Genomic DNA, 18,462 nt, shown 5'->3' on the forward strand with positions numbered 1-18,462 from the left:
TACATTTGCGAGGTGATTTTCACTTTGATTCGAGTAAATCCAACTAAAAAAACAACCTTTTTTCAATAACCAATTAAATTAATATTTATGAAACAGAAATCTAAGCTACTAAAGACATTAGGTATTATGTTACTTTTTGTATTATTTGCCACCCAAGCAAATGCGCAAAATATTACAGTAACAGGTACAGTAAGTGACAATCTGGGCCCGGTCATCGGCGCCTCTATACAAGTGGAAGGAACCAGCAACGGATGTATCACGGACATTGACGGTAATTATAGCTTACCCAATGTTCCTTCCAACGCAACTCTGGTGTTTTCGTACATCGGTTATCAGACACAGAAAGTGGCAGTAGCCGGAAAAACAAAAATCAATGTAAAACTGAGTGAAGACAGCCAATTACTGCAGGAAGTTGTAGTAGTAGGTTACGGCGTTCAGCGCAAGAGCGACTTGACAGGCGCGGTAGCTTCCGTGAAAACTGCAGATGCGTTAAAGAGTACTCCGACAGGTAACGTATCCGATGCCCTCCAAGGACGTATGGCCGGTGTGTCTGTTCTCTCCGGTTCCGGTGACCCGAGCGGTGACAATACAATCCGTGTCCGTGGTATTAACTCTATTACCGCAGAAACCGGTCCGCTGGTTGTTATCGACGGTTTCATCGGTGGTTCCCTTCAATCATTGAATCCTGCGGATATTGCTTCCATAGAAGTATTGAAGGATGCTTCCGCAACAGCTGTTTATGGTTCGCGCGGTGCCAACGGTGTTATTTTAGTAACCACCAAAAATCCTGAAAAAGATAAACTGACCGTATCTTTCAATGCATTCGCCAATATCAAAACCGTTGCCAAATATCCGGACAACCTATCTCCCTATGAATATGCCAATTTAGTAAATGATTACGGAAAAGAATATTTCGGTAAGGGAGATAATTATTATTACAGTCCGGAACAACTTGCGGCTTTCAAGTCCGGAAAAGCAGGCTTTGACTACTCGAAAGAAATATTCCGCAGTCCTGCCGTTACTCAAAACTATGAACTTTCTATTGCCGGCGGTGGTGAAAAAACAACATTTCTCGCCTCTCTCCGTTACCAAGACGATCAAGGTATTATTAAAGAATCAAGCAGCCAAATCTATAGCTGGCGTTTAAAAGTAGATACCAAAATTAAGAAATGGTTGAAAGCGGGTTTGAATATGTATGGTCACTACCGCGAAACAAGCAAGCCCCGTATCAGTGAATATGATGGATTGATACAACAAAGTATGTATTTTCCAAGTACCATCGAACCTAAAAATGAAGAGGGAGAATATAACAACAACTTCTTTGATGGCGGTAAAGCATATAATCCGATGGGGTACATATGGGAAGCCGACAATTCCAACAAAACTATAAATAACCGCATACAAGGCTATGTTCATTTTGACATTATAGATGGCTTGAGCTTCCGTTCTCAATTGGGTGTACTCTTTGACAACAGACTGAACACATCAGTAGAAAACGAACAAGGCTATTATTCTTACAAGAATAGTCTGACGCAAGGACAGGCACGCAGTTACTGGAATACTTCATGGTTAAACACCAACACGCTAAGCTATGTAAAAGAGTTTAATGAAAACCATCGTATCAACGCTACGGCGGTATTTGAACAATCGTATGATAACAACTACAACCACACCGGTACAGCCTACAATTTAGACTATATCGATATGATTGGCATCAACAATCTGGCATGGTCCGCATCAGATTTGGCAGCTATTGCATCCGACCGCACAATCAACACCTTGATGTCCGGTATGTTGCGCGTCAACTATGTATTCATGAACCGTTACATGCTTACCGCCTCTATCCGCGCCGACGGTTCTTCACGCTTGAAAGACAAGTGGAGTTATTTCCCCTCTGCCGCATTGGCTTGGGATTTAAAACAAGAAAGCTTCTTGAAAGACAATAGTTTTATCGACCAATTGAAACTTCGTTTAGGCTATGGTTCTGTAGGAAACCAGGCGGTAGAAGCGTACCGTATTTATTCCAAAATGGCTCCGGTGACTGTAACAAATGCAAGTGGAAACTCTGCCACAGCTTATAAAATAGACCGTCCGGCCGCTTCTTTCCTCAAATGGGAACGTAACGACCAATTCAATGTAGGTGTTGATTTCGGAATCCTCAACGGCCGCATACGCTTAACCGCAGATTGGTACAGCAAATTATCCAAAGATATTCTGCTGGAAGTAGCGCGTCCTTCTCACATGGGTTATACTTCTATTCTTGACAACGCGGGAGAAATCAAAAACACCGGTGTTGAATTTACAATCAGTGCAGATCCGTTTACCGGTAAAGAATTCAATTGGCACACTGACTTAACTTTGTCTCACAACAAAGGTACATTCAATAAGATTCCGACAGCCAACCACCGCCAACAACAAGCCGGAAACTATCAAAACCAGATATTCCAGATGATTGAGGGAGAAAAATTAGGTTCGTTCTGGGGCTATACATTCGCAGGTATATGGCAGGAAGATGAAGTAAACGCTCCTTTCGTAGACGCCAACGGACAAACAAACGGTAAGACCAACGGTGAAGTTTATAAAGTAAAACCGGGTAACTCCAAATATGTAGACATCAACAAAGACGGAGTTTACAACGACGCAGACCAAGGAATTATAGGTTGCGGACAACCGACCTTTAACTGGGGTTGGAACAATACGTTCAATTATAAGAACTTTGACTTCTCGTTCTTCGTTGTAGGTTTCCACGGATTCGATATTTATAATGCCACTCACCAAATGGGATATAACTTAATTAAGAGCCAACAAGTAGCCGGGGTAACGCCTATGCGCGAATTATTGAATCGGTGGACACCTACCAATACCAACACCAATATACCGGGTTTCGTCAACGGCGGAACAGAAAATAAAGATTTCTTCAGCACACGCTTTGTTGAAAACGGCAGCTTCATCAAAATGAAAAGTATCACTTTGGGTTATACTCTCCCGGAAACAGCTTGCCGTGCATTAGGTATCACAAACCTGCGTGTATATGCTTCCGTACAAAACCCATTCCATATTACCAATTACTCAGGACTGGATCCGGAAGCTACTATGGGCAGTCCTTTGGTACAAGGTGTCGATTGGGGTTCCTATCCTAACAGCCGTAACTATTTGATCGGTCTGAATTTCTCATTCTAATGATTAACCTACTAAATAAGACTAATATGAAGAAATTAATATATTTAACAGCAATCACAGGTAGTTTGCTATTGACGACTTCTTGTGTAGACCTTACCCAAGAACCAGAATCATTTATCACAGAAGAACAATATTGGACTGCAATAGACCAAGCAAGTCTTCAAAAAGCCGCAGATGCTCTTTATAGCGATTTATGGCAAGGTAACTACGGATTTAACAGCCGCCTGCAACGTCTTAACGTATGTGCGGACGACATTACGTACCGTGCGGCCAAAGCCAATAACGAATTGGCATATTACGGAAGATTAACTCCTAATCTTACGGCCAATGATGCTGATTTCTCAACCACCTGGACACTGTTCTATAAAGTTATCAGCAGTTCCAATAAAATCATTAAAGGAACAACAATTCCGACAACAGAAGAAGAAGCCAAAGCATTCAAAGAGATTTTAGGTGAAGCCTACTTTATGCGCGGTCTTTCTTATTTCTATTTAACCCGTTTGTATGGTGACGTACCTTTGTTGATGGAAAACGATGAAATAACCATTACCATGCCACGAACTGCTGTTGCCGAAATCTATGACAAAGCCATTGTTCCCAGTCTTAAAACTGCAGCGGAATGGTTGCCTAACAAAGGACGCAGTAACAACTCCACACCTTCCAAATGGGCTGCAAAAGCTTGCTTGGCCGACGTCTATATGACAATGGCCGGATGGCCCTTGAACAAGGGAACCGAATATTACGGTCTGGCAGCAACCGAGGCCAAAGATATCATAGACAACGCCAATACCGCCGGTCTTAAACTGACAACCGAATATTCCGATTTATGGCTGGAAGCCAACAAAACGCAGACCAATGAAGTAATGTTTGCCTTGCAACACAGCTCTAAGCATAAAATAGCAAGTAATTACGGCAAATCTTATTATCCGAGTGATTATGCTCCCAACGCCGGTTGGTCTGATTACTACGGTGACGAGGATTTCTTCCTGAGTTATCCTGAGGATGCACGCAAGGATTGGAACTATATGACGGAATGGCCTGTAAAAAGCGGGAAAAAAGATACGGATGGCAAAGACATTCTTAAAACAATTCCTTATACTGAAAGCGCAGATAAGCTACCCGCTATCTCCAAATACTACAATTATGACGAAGGAGATCCCGGCAAAAGCGCGCAGGCAAACGGTATAACCTGTATCTACCGTTATGCCGAAGTACTCCTGATGTACGCCGAAGCTTCTACACGCGCAACCAATACGGTTAGTACAGATGCTTTGAATGCGATTCAGGAAGTACAGAAACGCGCAGACTATCCGGACAGAGGGATAGCATTAACTACGACTACCGATGCGGCTACCTTCCTGACAGCCGTATCCAATGAACGTGGTTGGGAATTCTTCGCTGAAATGAAACGCTGGTTCGAACTGGTTCGTCTGGAGAAAGTAAAGGACGTGCGTGCCGAGGAATGGGATGCTTCTCTTTTCAACGCGAATCATCATTATTACTTCCCTGTACCTTACCAGCAAATAGACCTTGCCGGTTGGACAAACAATGCAGGATACTAATTATACCACAAAACTTCTAACCTTATTTTTTATATCGGTAATCAAAAAAACAGACCTTAATTAATTTAACATGCAGAAAGGGAAGAGTTGTGAAATTCTTCCCTTTTTTCTAACTTTACATCCTCACTAACAATACACATTTATGAAAAAATACGGTTTATCCCTTCTTTGCTGTATATGTATATCTATAACAGCAATTGCGCAAAAAATAGAAAACCTGGTGGAATTAAAAAAAGAATCCGGCAACTGCTTATTTCATCACTTGGATAAGGCATCCCGCACACCGGCTTTCGAGTCTGAAGACTATTGGGTTTGGGGAAGTTCGGTGGTAAAAGGTGATGACGGAAAATACCACATGTTTGTATCTCGCTTTCCTAAAACATTGCCATTCCATCCGGGATGGATGGTAGCCTCCGAGATTGTACATGCGGTATCCGATGTACCACAGGGCCCCTACCACTTTAGCGATGTAGCTCTGCCCGCACGCGGCGCGCAATATTGGGATGGACGTTCTACACACAACCCGCGTATCTTAAAACAAAACGGCAAATATTACCTTATTTACATGGGTTCCACTCATCCGTTTGCAGAGCCGGAATATGACCAACTTACCCTGGACAGCCCTTGGTGTACGGTCGCCCGCGCCAATAAACGGATAGGGCTGGCTATTTCCGATTCTCCTTATGGACCATGGAAACGTTTGGACGAACCAATCCTAAAGACCCAACCCGGTACATTCTACAGTTTTCTTACCTCAAATCCCTCTCCTATCATACAGGAAGACGGATCGATAATCATGATTTTCAAAGGGCGCCGCTACATCAACGGCTATCAACATTCAGCGATGAGCCTTGGAATAGCTTATGCTCCTCAAATAGAAGGTCCGTACAAAGTATTGAATAATAACGAGCCTATCTTTGAAGTAAACGGCCAAGGTGAAGCCGAAGACCCTTTTCTTTGGAAAGATTCTAACGGTTATCATATCATCTTTAAAGACCACGTAGCCAAATTTACAGGTGAACAAGGCGGTGGAGTCATGGCACATTCCAAGGATGGCATCCAATGGACCGTGGATAAAGCTCCCAAAGCCTATTCCCGCAGTGTGGAATGGGAAGATGGAAAGATAGAGATGCAAGGGCAATTGGAACGTCCTTTTATCCTTTTCGAAGACGGGAAACCCATTTATATCTTTTTCGCCACCATGGATGGTCCCGGTGGATTCGAAAATGCATCGCGCTCCTGGAATATGGTTATTCCTATAAAAGATAAGGAATAAAAACGTATCTTTGCCCTTATGAACAATTTATTACCTATCCATTTCGCTCCGCTTCAAGGCTACACAGACGCAGCCTATCGGCAAGCCCATGCCCGCATTTTCGGTGGAATAGACACCTATTATTCCCCTTTCGTACGTGTGGAGCACGGTGAAATACGCCGGAAAGACGCACGTGATATACATCCGGAAAATAACCGGAACATACACTTGATTCCCCAACTGATTGCGTCGTGTCCCAATAAGTTAGAGCAGATAATGTCTCTTCTTACCGAGCATAATTATCAAGAAGCAGATATCAATCTGGGATGTCCTTTCCCCATGTTAGCCAAACGACATAACGGTGCCGGCATGCTGCCATATCCCGAAGAAGTAAAAGACCTGCTTACCGCCGCAATTGAACAATATCCCCAGATCCGTTTCTCCGTCAAACTTAGATTAGGTTGGGAAAATGCCAGCGAATGTATTGCGCTCTTACCGTTATTGAACGCACTCCCTCTGGCCCACATCATTCTGCACCCGCGTTTGGGAAAACAACAATATAAAAAAGAGGTGGATTTAAACGGATTTGAGGCTTTTTATGACGGATGCGACAAACCCTTGCTATATAATGGGGACTTGCATACAATAGAAGATATACAGATTATTACCGAACGTTTCCCTAAGCTGGTAGGGCTTGTAATCGGACGCGGCTTGCTCGCCAACCCGGCCTTGGCATGGGAATATCGACAAGGGAGGAAACTGTCTCCCGACGAAATGGCAGCTAAAGTAAAACAGTTGCATACAGCAGTGTATAATAGCTATGAAGAGCAACTGCAAGGCGGTGAAATGCAGTTATTAATGAAAATGAAAAGCTTTTGGGAATATTTGCTACCCGATGGTGATCGCAAAGCGAAGAAAGTCATACACAAGACCGGTAAATTGGCCAACTACCAGGCGGCAGTAGACAGTTTACTCGCCTCATACAAATAAAACGAACAGAATCAGCAATGAACCCTAAAAGTTTTTATCCGGCTTTTAGGGTTCATTACCGATTTACATGCCCGGAATCAAATGTACCTCAGGACGAATTTGGGCTACACGATGCAGCTTCATCCACTCATTCAAATAAACGCGATGTTGTAATAGAATCTTCTGATACTTTTTTTCTATGGCTAAATTCCGCATTTCTCCGCGGTCATTGACCATATCATAAAGTTGCTCACGATAGAGCCCCTTATCATATAATACATACTTATAACGTGAAGTACGCAAAGCCCAACCACGGGCAATACCCTTATCGAATGTTGTTTCAGTAACTACGTAAGGCTGGTGTACTTGCTGAGGATCAGCACTTTCAGCTAAAGACTTAAAAGAAACGCCATGTAAGTTTCCGGGAAGGGAGATACCTGCCCAATCACATACGGAAGCGAAGAAATCAACACCTCCATTAATGAGTTGGGGCATCTCTTTACCTGCATTTTGCTTTCCGGGAAGAGTCACTATCAAAGGTATATTCACCACTTCTTCATATAAGGCCGACTTCTGATTCCAATGATGCGCCCCTACGCCGTCACCATGATCGCTCGTAAAGATAACCACGGTGTTCTTCCACAATCCCAGCCTATCAATAGCATCAACAATCTTACCAATCTCGGCATCTACTTTCTCTACCAACCGAAAGTAAAGACTACGGTAACGCCGCCAATCATCAGGAGAATAGTGGCGGGTAGGATAAGCCGGATAATTCAATGTTTGCTCATAGTCGATGACATCGGCATCATAAGGATTACGGGCAAAATTAAGCGGTAGCCCGGGCCATTCATCTTGAGGAAGCTCAGGCAAGTTACCGAATGGCAGATTCTGACTACGTGCATATTCACAGATGTTATGAGGATTATCAAAACCTACCACCAAAAAGAAAGGTTTGGAATGTTTCTGTACAAGAAAAGAAACGGCAGCCTCCGCCAGTCCATTATCATTATGCGGATGAATAGTAGAAAACCCGAACTCTTTATCAGGCATAGAAGGAGTATGTACATGCCATTTCCCGGCATAAGCACATTCATAACCGGCATGTTGCATCAACCAGCCTAAACTATTGGTACGCAAAGAGTCGGCCATAGGTACATTGTTGCGGGACAGACCAACCTCATGAGATGTATACCCTGTAAACATAGATGCTCTGGAAGGTCCGCTCAAAGGAGCGGAACAATAAGCATTCCTAAACAGAACTCCCGACTGTGCCAAGCGATCCATATTAGGTGTATGCAAATCCGTATTCCCCACACAGCTCATGGCGGAAGCAGTCTGCTGGTCGGTTACAATATAGATGATATTCGGCAAGTCCTTTGCCCCTACCAGAGAAGGGGCAAAGGCGGTTGCACACAACATGATATTTTTTAATTCTGTCATAGTAAAGAAACCGATTAAAGTTTATTTACGTAATAACTCTACATCAAAACTTGCCGCATCCTTACATGTAAAACGTAGCACGGTTTGTTTTTTATCTGCTGAAACAAGTTTGCAATACGGCGTTTCCGCTACTTGCCACAAGCCTTTCAATGTAACGGTTACAGGAATTTCTCCACTCTCATCATCAATCCACGGACGTGAATAGATGCTCCGTTCAATCCGTTTGCCGTCTTTATCAAAGGCCTCATCACTCGGACCACGGTACAATGCCAAGTCCGGTTGAGAAACAGTCAGTAACAATTTCTCTTTATTCTCACGAATCATGACCAAGCAGGAAGTATCCGCCTTTTGTAACAAACCGTCCGCTGGAAGCGTTTGGGGAGTTTCAAACAAAACATAAGAAGTAAGATTATCCGTCAGTGAACGAACGATATGCGCATTACGGTCTTGCTGAAGAACTTTATAAGAAGGTTTCTTCGCAAATGCTTTCAAAGAAACGGCATCCGTACGAGGTAATACGGCATATTCATAAGAAGCGCCCTTCGGAGCCTTGCCATGTTGCAACGTCAAAGAAACCCAATCGCCTGAAGTAGGCTTCGTACTGCGTTCTCCTACGGTAACTTGCGGAAAATTCTTTTCATATTTCGCGCTTGCCACAGAGGCTTTGGCAAGGTAATACCCTACCCCGTTCGGATCAATATAAGTCTGCCCGTCACTCTTGTAATTATTCCAGTATTGATGGTTTTCGGGAGTAATAGCCGCTAACTGGAAAACGGTAGTCTCTGTAGGAAACTCTGCATTCGTATTCTCAATGTCTGTACCCAAACATACTATCGTACCATCAAAAAAGTGGAAAGACTTACGAGCACGATGCGAACCATTGTACTTGTCATGCTCGTGCAATTTCATACCGAAGTTACCGTTCAAGCGCGCTTGGGACAAGCCACCGGCAAAAGCCTCATCGGAATAGAGCATTTCTTCCATACCCGAATAGATGTCCACGTTCAATACGTTGGCGCGCAACTGTTCAAAAGGCAGATGAATACTCGTCGTACCCGGAATACGGTTCCAATCAAAACCATTCTCCTGCCAACCACCGGTAGCAAAAGTCACCATTTCATCGGGTTTGCCTGTCAGTATCTGCATACTGCCATGCGCCAGATAACGACCGTAAAAATTGGCAGGAAGATAATGCTCGGCAGCCCACAAATAGCGGGAATGTCCACGTACGACAGCCGCCCAATTATCCCGGCGCTGTACAGAAACACAACCGTAACCTAATGCAAGATTACCCTGCGGGTCAGGTTCAGGACGAAAGCCTTGCGCTTCAAGTAATTCTTTCATCTTCAACTCCTGCCGGGTAGAAGCCTTTGGCAAATAATCGGGGGCATCCTTATCCGACGTACTGGAATAAGCTGTCAAACGCAGATAGGCAGCCGCCATATCGGCATCGTATTTCTGCTTGCCATCCGGTGTACCGGCAATAGCCATAGTGGCATACTGGATAGGTATCAGCTCTCCTTTTCCGTTAGGGTGACGACCGGACATAGAAAGAGACCATTGCTTCAAATTACAATAAAACCGCATCGTGAGCAATACATTCTTGACCGTGGAGTGTGCCAGTTCGGAAACCTTGAACTCAGTTCCGCTCAACAGATAAATCATATTCGTAGCCCCGTCCAAGCCGCCAACAGCATAGGCAGGATAGTTGTTACGATGATGAAAACAAGCCCCATCTTTCTTGAAAGAACCGGACAAACCTTGAGCCGGCCGGCATCCATAATCCAACCAGCGCGAGAAAGAACGCAGATATTGCAGTTTTTCCGGGGTATCTTCCATAATCAGAATACTTGCCATACGTCCTTGAGTCTGTGTATTGAAAGAGTCTATATCTATACCGTTTACGGTAGGTTTAGGATAAACCTCGTTAGTGATGGCATACCAGCGCAGGGTACGTTCGGCTTCATTCAACTTACCGGCCTCATTCAATACCTCTTTCATCAAGAAATAGGCCACATACAGACCGCGCATGCTGTAACCGTAGTGGTGGATATTTCCCCAGCAACTGCCGTAGGCCACACCCTGGTCGGTAATATGATCGTACATAGCGAGGAACTTTTGCTTCAACTCATTCTGTATAGCGACATCCGTCGCATTGTTATAAGCAACGGCTATGCGCTTCATCAGTTTGAAGTATTCATCCATTTCCATGCCCAGTTTGGTAAACATATCCTTATCCCAATCCGGTATCATACGTTCGTAAGCTTCCGACTGACGTACCATGAAGATAGGCAGACCGCTCACCTTACCGTTTCTATATGTAATCTTGTAGAAGTCGTATTGCTTACGAATAGCCGCCATTTCCTTATCCGACAACTTGCCGGGTGTATAAAGCATATTTCTGAAGCGTTTCTCTATCACCCTCATTTCCTGTTTCTGCACATCGCTTACCGGAGTCAAGGCTATATCCGGTTTCCATAAAGAATGTTCGTAAATAACAAGCCAATGATTGGTAGTCCCCTTATTCACAAAAGGAACTTGCACGTCAGCCGTCTGCTGGCGGGCATCCACCTTGCTGGCGGGTATGATATGATCCAAATACAGCTTCCCTTTACTATCGGGAGCAATAATACGGATTTCGTTCATCCCCTCTTCCGGTGTCCCCTCCATATCACGTTCATAACATACCCACGCTGCACGCCAACCAGTGAAGTTGATTCCGAACGGGAAAGAAGTGCATTTCTTTCCGTCCTTTAAAAACTCAAACTCTATCTTTTTGTCTTGTGCCTGTTCATTGTACACCCATACAATGAAAGCGGAGAGATAGGTATCCTTCCCGGTAGGATCTTTCTTTTCGAACTTCAAGTCCTTTTTGATAGAGAGCACAGCCCCCGGATTAAATGTCCAGCTCAAACTATGCAAACCGTCTTTATAATGTTCGTCACTGATTTCTAAACGGGATTCCGTTCCCGAAATAAACACCGGTACTTGCCGGTCTTCAAAAGAAAGTAGTTTTTCGTTCTTTACTACCTGAGCTTCTACACTTACCGGCAATAAAGTTCCAAGGAGCATCCCCACTCCCATTGTCCATTTACTAAATTGCATCATATTTATTCATTTAAGGTTACTATAATACCGTTTACAAAGAAAACCCTCTTTCAGGAAAAAGAGGGGCATAAATCGTACAGAAGAGGTCTAAAAATGTTATAGCCTCTCCCTGCAAAGTACAGAACAGCGATTACTGTTCTGTGTACAAAAGCAAAAGTTAATCAGTTAGGGATGAAGTTCCTCGAAGCTTTTATTTTCTTCCTGCATTGTGCGGACAGTTTCTTCCAGTTCGCTGACAGGCAAATCAAAGTTATACCAATCGTTATAGCAGTCGGTGACGTACCATTTACCATCTATCAATTCAAAAACAACACGAAGCGAAGGTTCCGACTCATCATACCCCGCTTCAAACTCTTTATGGGCCGGTTCATCACGGGTGAAACGGGAAATATAGATTCCCCCTTCCTCCTCCGTAATCCTTCCCTCTTGCAGAGTTTCGCTATCCAGCAATGCCCATTTATCGCGGGTAAAAGGAAATGTTTGCTCCGTTTCACCATCGTCTTTCAATAAAACAATAGGAGATTTTAAAGGAAACTTAATACGGGAGTACTGAAATGAAGCGCTGGACGTGAATTTCCGGAGAAACGTCTTGAAATCCTCTCCGGCCGCCAGACTGTTGACAGTCGAGAACATAAGCGCCGTACACAGACAAAAAACAAAGTAAATTGCCTTCATATAGATACGAATTATTTCGATTCAGGGTACAAATATACAACAAGTCAGGAATTTACAATGAAAAGCCGACAGGAATTTATATCATGCTACCGCTGACTCTTTAAATACTCATATCCGAAACGGCAATGCAGGCAATCTTTCTTGTCACAGTACTCCTTTTGGAGCTGAAGCAATGCTTGCGAGTCCGCCGCTGTATAGACGGGCAACCCTGCACCGCTCCATAAGCGGGTAACATGATTATTCTCCGCTTTCAACGCTTCAAGGAAACGGGTAGCACGTTCACAAAGCTCCTCGTCTGCCTTATGCATTCCGTAAGTATAAAGAAAAGGTATGACGGTGTTGATAAGAATAAGGTTCAAGGCATTCTCCCCCAACCGTTTTTCCCGGTGAGGCGAAGCCTTTTTAAAAGTGAAATGCTCTTCCCAATAAGTTGAGGTCTGCGCCGATAATATTTTCTTTACATCCTCCGGCGTTTCGGCCGCCATGACGCGTGAAAACAAAGACTGTTCCTTATGATACAACCAGGCAAGTTGCGCCAAACGCACATGAGGGAAATTACCGGGACGCAGTCGCAGAAAACTCCACAAGTCGCAGGTCATAGGTACAGGCAATTCGAATTTATGTTGCAAATAATGAAATTCTTTTCGAAGTTTCTGATGGTAACTATCCCCTTGAAAATCTTCTTCCAAAAGTCCCGCCTGTCCTAAAAAGAACGCCTCTACCTGAAAAAGGCTGTCCCGATGTTTGTCCACCGCACGAAACGGCAGATGATTGGCCCATGCTTCAAAGGCATCACCATTCAACCCGAAACCCAAATTACGGGCAAGGGTAATAAAAAATACGTCCTCCCAATGATTATTGCAACGTTCCAAGCGTGCGGTAACGGCTTGCGCCTTCTGTTCAAAACGCTCTACCTGCAAAGCCGACAACCAAGAATGAACAGTCAGTTTCGGAAGGAAAGCAAGGATAGAATAGCAAGGAGGATATATCTCCGCCTGTTGCAACTCATCATAACGCAGCCGGACATTGTCAGGGCAGCGCAATAATAGTTGAGGAACAATATCACCGTTCGTATGATACACCTCGCAGTCCGAACCGCCCACCACATACAGGATAACATTATCGTAGGCTGTATCCCGGTCGTGTCCATGACGAAACCAGTCCGAAGCCTGCGTATGCAACTCGACGTTACCTACCCAAAGCGTACCGTCTATTTTTAATTTCGCGTTAAAGAAGTCGGGGCCTGCATCAATATTCGGCAAACCGGGTTCTATCACTTCGACCGGCTGTCCGGAGGTCGTCTGAAGTGGCATTAAAGGAAATATCTTATGCTTCCAGACGTAATGCAGCAATTGTTCCATTGTTAACAAGACGTTAATGTTGTGTACAAATGTAAGAAAAAGATTACCTTTGCGACGTATAGTTTGTTGATAAACTGAATAAAAACCAAAGAAACAATGAAAATAGCACTAATCGGTTACGGAAAAATGGGCAAGGAGATTGAGAAAATCGCCTTGAGCCGCGGACACGAAATTGTCAGCATCATCGATATCAATAACCAGGAGGATTTTGAATCGGACGCATTCAAGAGCGCCGACGTTGCCATAGAGTTTACCAATCCAATGGTAGCCTATAACAATTATATGAAAGCTTTCAAAGCCGGCGTAAAATTGGTTTCGGGCAGTACGGGCTGGCTGGAGGAGCACGGCGAAGAGGTCAGGAAACTCTGTACCGAAGGCGGCAAGACACTGTTCTGGTCATCCAACTTCAGTTTGGGAGTAGCCATATTCTCGGCTGTCAACAAATACCTGGCAAAGATTATGAACCGTTTCCCCGCTTATGACGTAACGATGAGCGAAACGCACCATATACATAAGCTGGACGCTCCAAGCGGTACTGCCATTACCCTTGCCGAGGGTATTTTGGAAAATCTCGACCGCAAAGACCGTTGGGTGAAAGGCACGCTGCAAGCACCGGACGGAAGCGTATCGGGCTCTGCCGAATGTGCAGCCGACGAGCTGCCTGTCAGCTCTATCCGCGAAGGAGAAGTACCGGGCATTCACAGCATCCGCTATGATTCCGAGGCGGACAGCATCACCATCACCCATGATGCCAAAAACCGCAGCGGCTTTGCCTTAGGAGCCGTATTGGCTGCAGAATATACCGCCGGCAAACAAGGTTTCTTAGGTATGAGCGATTTATTCCCATTTTTAAAAGACTAAAGTAGTATGAGAAAAGCAACACGCGCCCAATGGATTAAGTTCGGCATAATCACCTTACTTTATCTTATTTTCCTTGTCTGGGTAAAAAGTTGGTGGGGACTGGTTATCGTTCCTTTTATATTTGACATTTATATCAGTAAAAAGATACCTTGGGGATTTTGGAAGAAATCCAAGAATCCGGCAGTACGCGGTATCATGAGTTGGGTGGACGCCATTGTTTTCGCATTGGTAGCGGTCTACTTTGTAAATATCTACATATTCCAGAACTATCAGATACCTTCATCTTCACTGGAGAAATCATTGTTGGTAGGCGACTTCCTTTACGTAAGCAAGATGAGTTACGGTCCGCGCGTACCGAATACACCGCTCTCCATGCCGCTGGCGCAACATACGCTGCCGATATTCAATACCAAATCGTACATTGAATGGCCGCAATGGAAATATAAACGCGTACCGGGCTTCGGAAAGGTGAAACTGAACGATATTGTCGTGTTCAACTTTCCGGCAGGCGATACGGTAGCGCTCAACAGGCAGCAAGAAGACTTTTACAGTCTGGCTTACAGGGAGGGACAACGTGTATATCCCAATAAAATCAATATGGACAGCCTGACGCGCGACCAGCAGCGTACCGTCTACGACCTCTACTACAATGCCGGTCGCAATCTGATCCGTACCAATCCGCAAATGTATGGTGATATTGTAGTACGTCCTGTGGACCGCCGCGAGAATTATGTAAAGCGTTGCGTCGGTTTGCCGGGAGATACCTTGCAGATAAAGGATACACAAGTGTATATCGATGGGAAAGCCATTGAGAATCCGGAAGATATGCAGCTCAACTATTTTGTGCAGACCACGGGTCCGTACATACCGGAAAATATGTTCCGCGAACTGGGAATCAGCAATGACGACCAGATATTGATGACCGATGACTTCAATTATGAGGAAGGGCTTATGCAGATGGGGCTGGACCGCCGTGATGCCCAAGGCAGGCTGACTCCCGTTTATCACTTGCCTCTTACCAAGAAAATGTACGATACGCTTATCGGCAACAAAAAGTTGATCAGCCGTATCGTTATGGAACCGGAAAACCTATCGGGACAGATGTATCCGCAAAATCTCCATACAAAGTGGACGCGAGACAACTACGGTCCTATATGGATACCGGAAAAGGGTGCTACCATAACCTTGACCAAAGACAACTTACCGATTTATGAACGTTGTATCGTTGCCTATGAAGGCAATACACTGGAACAAAAACCGGACGGCATCTATATCAACGGAGAAAAGACGGATACCTACACTTTCAAGCTGGATTATTACTGGATGATGGGCGATAACCGCCATAATTCTCTCGATTCCCGTTATTGGGGCTTTGTACCGGAAGACCACGTGGTAGGCAAACCTATCGTCGTTTGGCTGTCGTTAGACAAAGACCGCGGCTGGTTCGACGGAAAAATCCGTTGGAACCGAATCTTCAAATGGGTACATTGATACAGTAATTAAGAGTTAGCGATTGGTACATACCATGAGAGGAAGGAAGCGGAAGATTGCAGCTACTATAACAGGAGTGATACTGATAGTGGTATTGCTCCGGAGCTGTGTTGCGACTTCCTATTTAATACCTTCCTCGGGAATGGAGAATTCACTGTATCGCGGCGAACGTATCTTAGTAAACAAATGGAGCTACGGACTACGGCTTCCTTTCATGAGTTTATGGGGTTATCACCGTTGGACGGATAAGCCTGTGCGCAAGGACGACATTCTTGTATTTAACAATCCCGCCAATCTTTCACAAGCAACAATCGATCAAAGAGAAATATTCATCAGCCGTTGTTTGGGAGTACCGGGAGATACTTTGTTGATAGATTCGCTATTTTCCGTAATTCCTTCGGAAAAGAATGCCCCCGACCAGAAATATCTTTATATGTATCCCCGAAAAAAAGAAAAGCAGCTGGACTCCTTACTCACCATTCTTTCCATCCGCCCCAACACGTTGTTGGGGCAAGATACGGCAAAGAATGTACGCAGTTTCAGCCGGTATGAATATTATTTATTGGAACAGGCCTTAGGAGCCAATAACTGGATAGAACCCGCCGATACAGAAGATTCCGTTGAAGCACTGAAACCGCTCATTATTCCCGGTAAAGGAAAAGCCGTACGCGTATATCCCTGGAATATGACACTGCTGCGAAACACACTGGTACTGCATGAACAGAAACGGGCAGAAATCAAAAACGATACATTATACATAGATGGAAAACCTGTACAGCATTGTTATTTTACGAAAGATTACTATTGGGTTAGCGCTAACAACTCCATAAATCTGTCAGACTCCCGCCTGTTCGGCCTTGTACCCAAAGACCATGTTATCGGTAAGGCAGCCCTCATATGGTTTTCCAAAGAACAGGAAACGGGACTTTTCAATGGTTACCGTTGGGACAGGATGTGGAAAAGGGTGAGATGATTTTTTAATATTTAATTCTTAATTCTCAATTTAAATGACTGTCTATCTTTCTTCCGCCTATCTGGCTCCGGTTGAATACTACACCAAGTTGTTGGCATACGGCCAGGTGTATATCGAACAGCACGACCACTATACCAAACAAACGTATCGTAACCGCTGCACCATTGCCGCACCGGACGGAGCACTCGCCCTTTCCATCCCTACGGTCAAGCCCGACACTTTAAAATGCCCGATGCGCGATATCCGCATCTCCGACCATGGCAATTGGCGCCATTTACACTGGAATGCCATTGAATCGGCATACAACCATACCCCGTTCTTTGAATATTACAAAGATGACTTCCGCCCTTTTTATGAAAAGAGATATGAGTTTTTAGCCGATTTCAACGAAGAACTCTGCCATCTCATCTGTTCGCTGATAGATATACAGCCCGTCATGAAACGTACCTCAGAATATAAAACCGAGTTTGCTCCCGGCGAAACAGACTTCCGCGAGCGTATTCATCCTAAGAAAGACTTCCGCCTGGAAGACCCGGATTTCTCCCCGCAACCTTACTATCAGGTATTCCAAGAAAGACACGGTTTCCTGCCTAATCTGAGCATTATCGATTTGCTGTTCAATATGGGGCCGGAGAGTTTATTGGTATTACAACAAAGTAATGGCAACAATACCGGTAACTTGGTATAATTTCTATAATTTTTGGCATATTCCCGATAACAAAGAAACTATTTATTCGCTATTTTTGCAACACAAACCAAAAGAAATGCGCATCCATATAATTAACTAAATACATAAATCATGAAAAACTTATTCGACATCAAAGACAAGGTAATCGTCCTAACAGGCGGTTGCGGTATTCTGGGAAGAAACATCGCGAACTATCTGGCCGAGCAAGGAGCCAAAATCGTAGTTCTGGACCGTGTGGAAGAAGCGGGCAGGGAACTGGAAGCCGAACTTAACCAAAAGTCTGAAGCGCTGTTCCTCGTAACCGACGTACTGAACAAGGAAGTGCTGGAAGAAAACAAGAAAGCCATACTCGAACGTTTCGGCACCATCGACGTGCTGCTGAACGCCGCAGGCGGCAATATGCCGGGCGCCACCATCGCTCCGGACAAGACCGTGCTCGACCTGGATGTGGACGCATTCCGCAAAGTCGTAGACCTGAACCTCTTCGGTACGGTACTCCCCACCATGGTGTTCGTAGACGTCATGGCAAAGAACAAGAAGGGCGCCATCGTTAACTTCTGCTCCGAATCCGCTCTCCGTCCGCTGACGCGCGTGGTAGGTTACGGCTCCGCCAAGGCAGCCATCGGCAACTATACCCGCTATATGGCAACCGAGCTGGCAACCAAGTTCAGCCCTGAACTCCGCGTGAACGCCATCGTTCCGGGATTCCTGCTTACCAACCAGAACCGTGCGCTCCTCACCAACCCCGACGGTTCGTATACAGACCGCGCAAAGACCATCATCGCGCACACACCGTGCGGACGCTTCGCGGAACCGGAAGAACTCTTCGGAACCATTCACTACCTCATCAGTGACGCTTCCAGCTTCGTGACCGGAGCGCTCTCGGTAGTGGACGG

At 44.8% G+C, this 18,462-nt stretch carries 13 protein-coding genes; 9 read left to right on the top strand and 4 right to left on the bottom strand.

The window, feature by feature from the left end:
* The first annotated feature begins 87 nt into the window (after positions 1-87).
* From BHV73_RS01115 to BHV73_RS01130, 4 genes are all read left to right on the top strand, one after another.
* The gene (locus tag BHV73_RS01115) at positions 88-3,180 is read left to right on the top strand and encodes a SusC/RagA family TonB-linked outer membrane protein (protein ID WP_009120235.1); all 3,093 of its coding nucleotides are present in this window, start codon (positions 88-90) and stop codon (positions 3,178-3,180) included.
* A gap of 26 nt (positions 3,181-3,206) precedes the next feature.
* Positions 3,207-4,742 (top strand): RagB/SusD family nutrient uptake outer membrane protein, encoded by a 1,536-nt coding sequence (locus tag BHV73_RS01120; RefSeq protein WP_039950123.1) that lies wholly within the window; start codon positions 3,207-3,209, stop codon positions 4,740-4,742.
* A gap of 142 nt (positions 4,743-4,884) precedes the next feature.
* Entirely contained in the window at positions 4,885-6,018 is a 1,134-nt protein-coding gene (locus BHV73_RS01125) for a glycoside hydrolase family protein (protein ID WP_087413141.1), read from the top strand.
* Between the two features lie 18 nt (positions 6,019-6,036).
* Positions 6,037-6,987, top strand: a complete 951-nt coding sequence (locus BHV73_RS01130; protein ID WP_087413142.1) for a tRNA-dihydrouridine synthase family protein — start codon at positions 6,037-6,039, stop codon at positions 6,985-6,987.
* Positions 6,988-7,050: 63 nt separating this feature from the next.
* Here BHV73_RS01130 and BHV73_RS01135 read toward each other — a convergent pair whose 3' ends face one another.
* The 4 genes from BHV73_RS01135 to BHV73_RS01150 form a co-directional block, all read right to left on the bottom strand.
* Positions 7,051-8,409, bottom strand: coding sequence for a sulfatase family protein (locus BHV73_RS01135; RefSeq protein WP_087413143.1), 1,359 nt, complete (start codon positions 8,407-8,409; stop codon positions 7,051-7,053).
* Positions 8,410-8,430: 21 nt separating this feature from the next.
* Positions 8,431-11,517 (bottom strand): chondroitinase family polysaccharide lyase, encoded by a 3,087-nt coding sequence (locus tag BHV73_RS01140; RefSeq protein ID WP_087413144.1) that lies wholly within the window; start codon positions 11,515-11,517, stop codon positions 8,431-8,433.
* Positions 11,518-11,682: 165 nt separating this feature from the next.
* The gene (locus BHV73_RS01145; RefSeq protein ID WP_022217770.1) at positions 11,683-12,192 is read right to left on the bottom strand and encodes a hypothetical protein; all 510 of its coding nucleotides are present in this window, start codon (positions 12,190-12,192) and stop codon (positions 11,683-11,685) included.
* Positions 12,193-12,278: 86 nt separating this feature from the next.
* On the bottom strand, positions 12,279-13,553 hold the full coding sequence (locus BHV73_RS01150) for a DUF2851 family protein (protein WP_087413145.1): 1,275 nt from the start codon (positions 13,551-13,553) through the stop codon (positions 12,279-12,281).
* 96 nt (positions 13,554-13,649) lie between these two features.
* Between BHV73_RS01150 and dapB the strand changes: the two genes are divergently transcribed.
* From dapB to BHV73_RS01175, 5 genes are all read left to right on the top strand, one after another.
* Positions 13,650-14,414, top strand: a complete 765-nt coding sequence (dapB, locus tag BHV73_RS01155) for a 4-hydroxy-tetrahydrodipicolinate reductase (protein WP_009120227.1) — start codon at positions 13,650-13,652, stop codon at positions 14,412-14,414.
* Positions 14,415-14,420: 6 nt separating this feature from the next.
* Positions 14,421-15,905 (top strand): S26 family signal peptidase, encoded by a 1,485-nt coding sequence (locus BHV73_RS01160; RefSeq protein ID WP_009120226.1) that lies wholly within the window; start codon positions 14,421-14,423, stop codon positions 15,903-15,905.
* Between the two features lie 34 nt (positions 15,906-15,939).
* The gene (lepB, locus tag BHV73_RS01165) at positions 15,940-16,878 is read left to right on the top strand and encodes a signal peptidase I (protein WP_039950122.1); all 939 of its coding nucleotides are present in this window, start codon (positions 15,940-15,942) and stop codon (positions 16,876-16,878) included.
* Between the two features lie 34 nt (positions 16,879-16,912).
* Positions 16,913-17,566: a WbqC family protein gene (locus tag BHV73_RS01170; protein ID WP_022217766.1), complete on the top strand. Its 654-nt coding sequence runs from the start codon at positions 16,913-16,915 to the stop codon at positions 17,564-17,566.
* 111 nt (positions 17,567-17,677) lie between these two features.
* The coding region (locus BHV73_RS01175; RefSeq protein WP_129618438.1) for an SDR family oxidoreductase at positions 17,678-18,462 on the top strand (785 nt) is incomplete at its 3' end.

The organism is Bacteroides sp. 44_46, from assembly GCF_001915465.1.
Taxonomy (GTDB): Bacteria; Bacteroidota; Bacteroidia; order Bacteroidales; family Bacteroidaceae; genus Bacteroides; species Bacteroides clarus.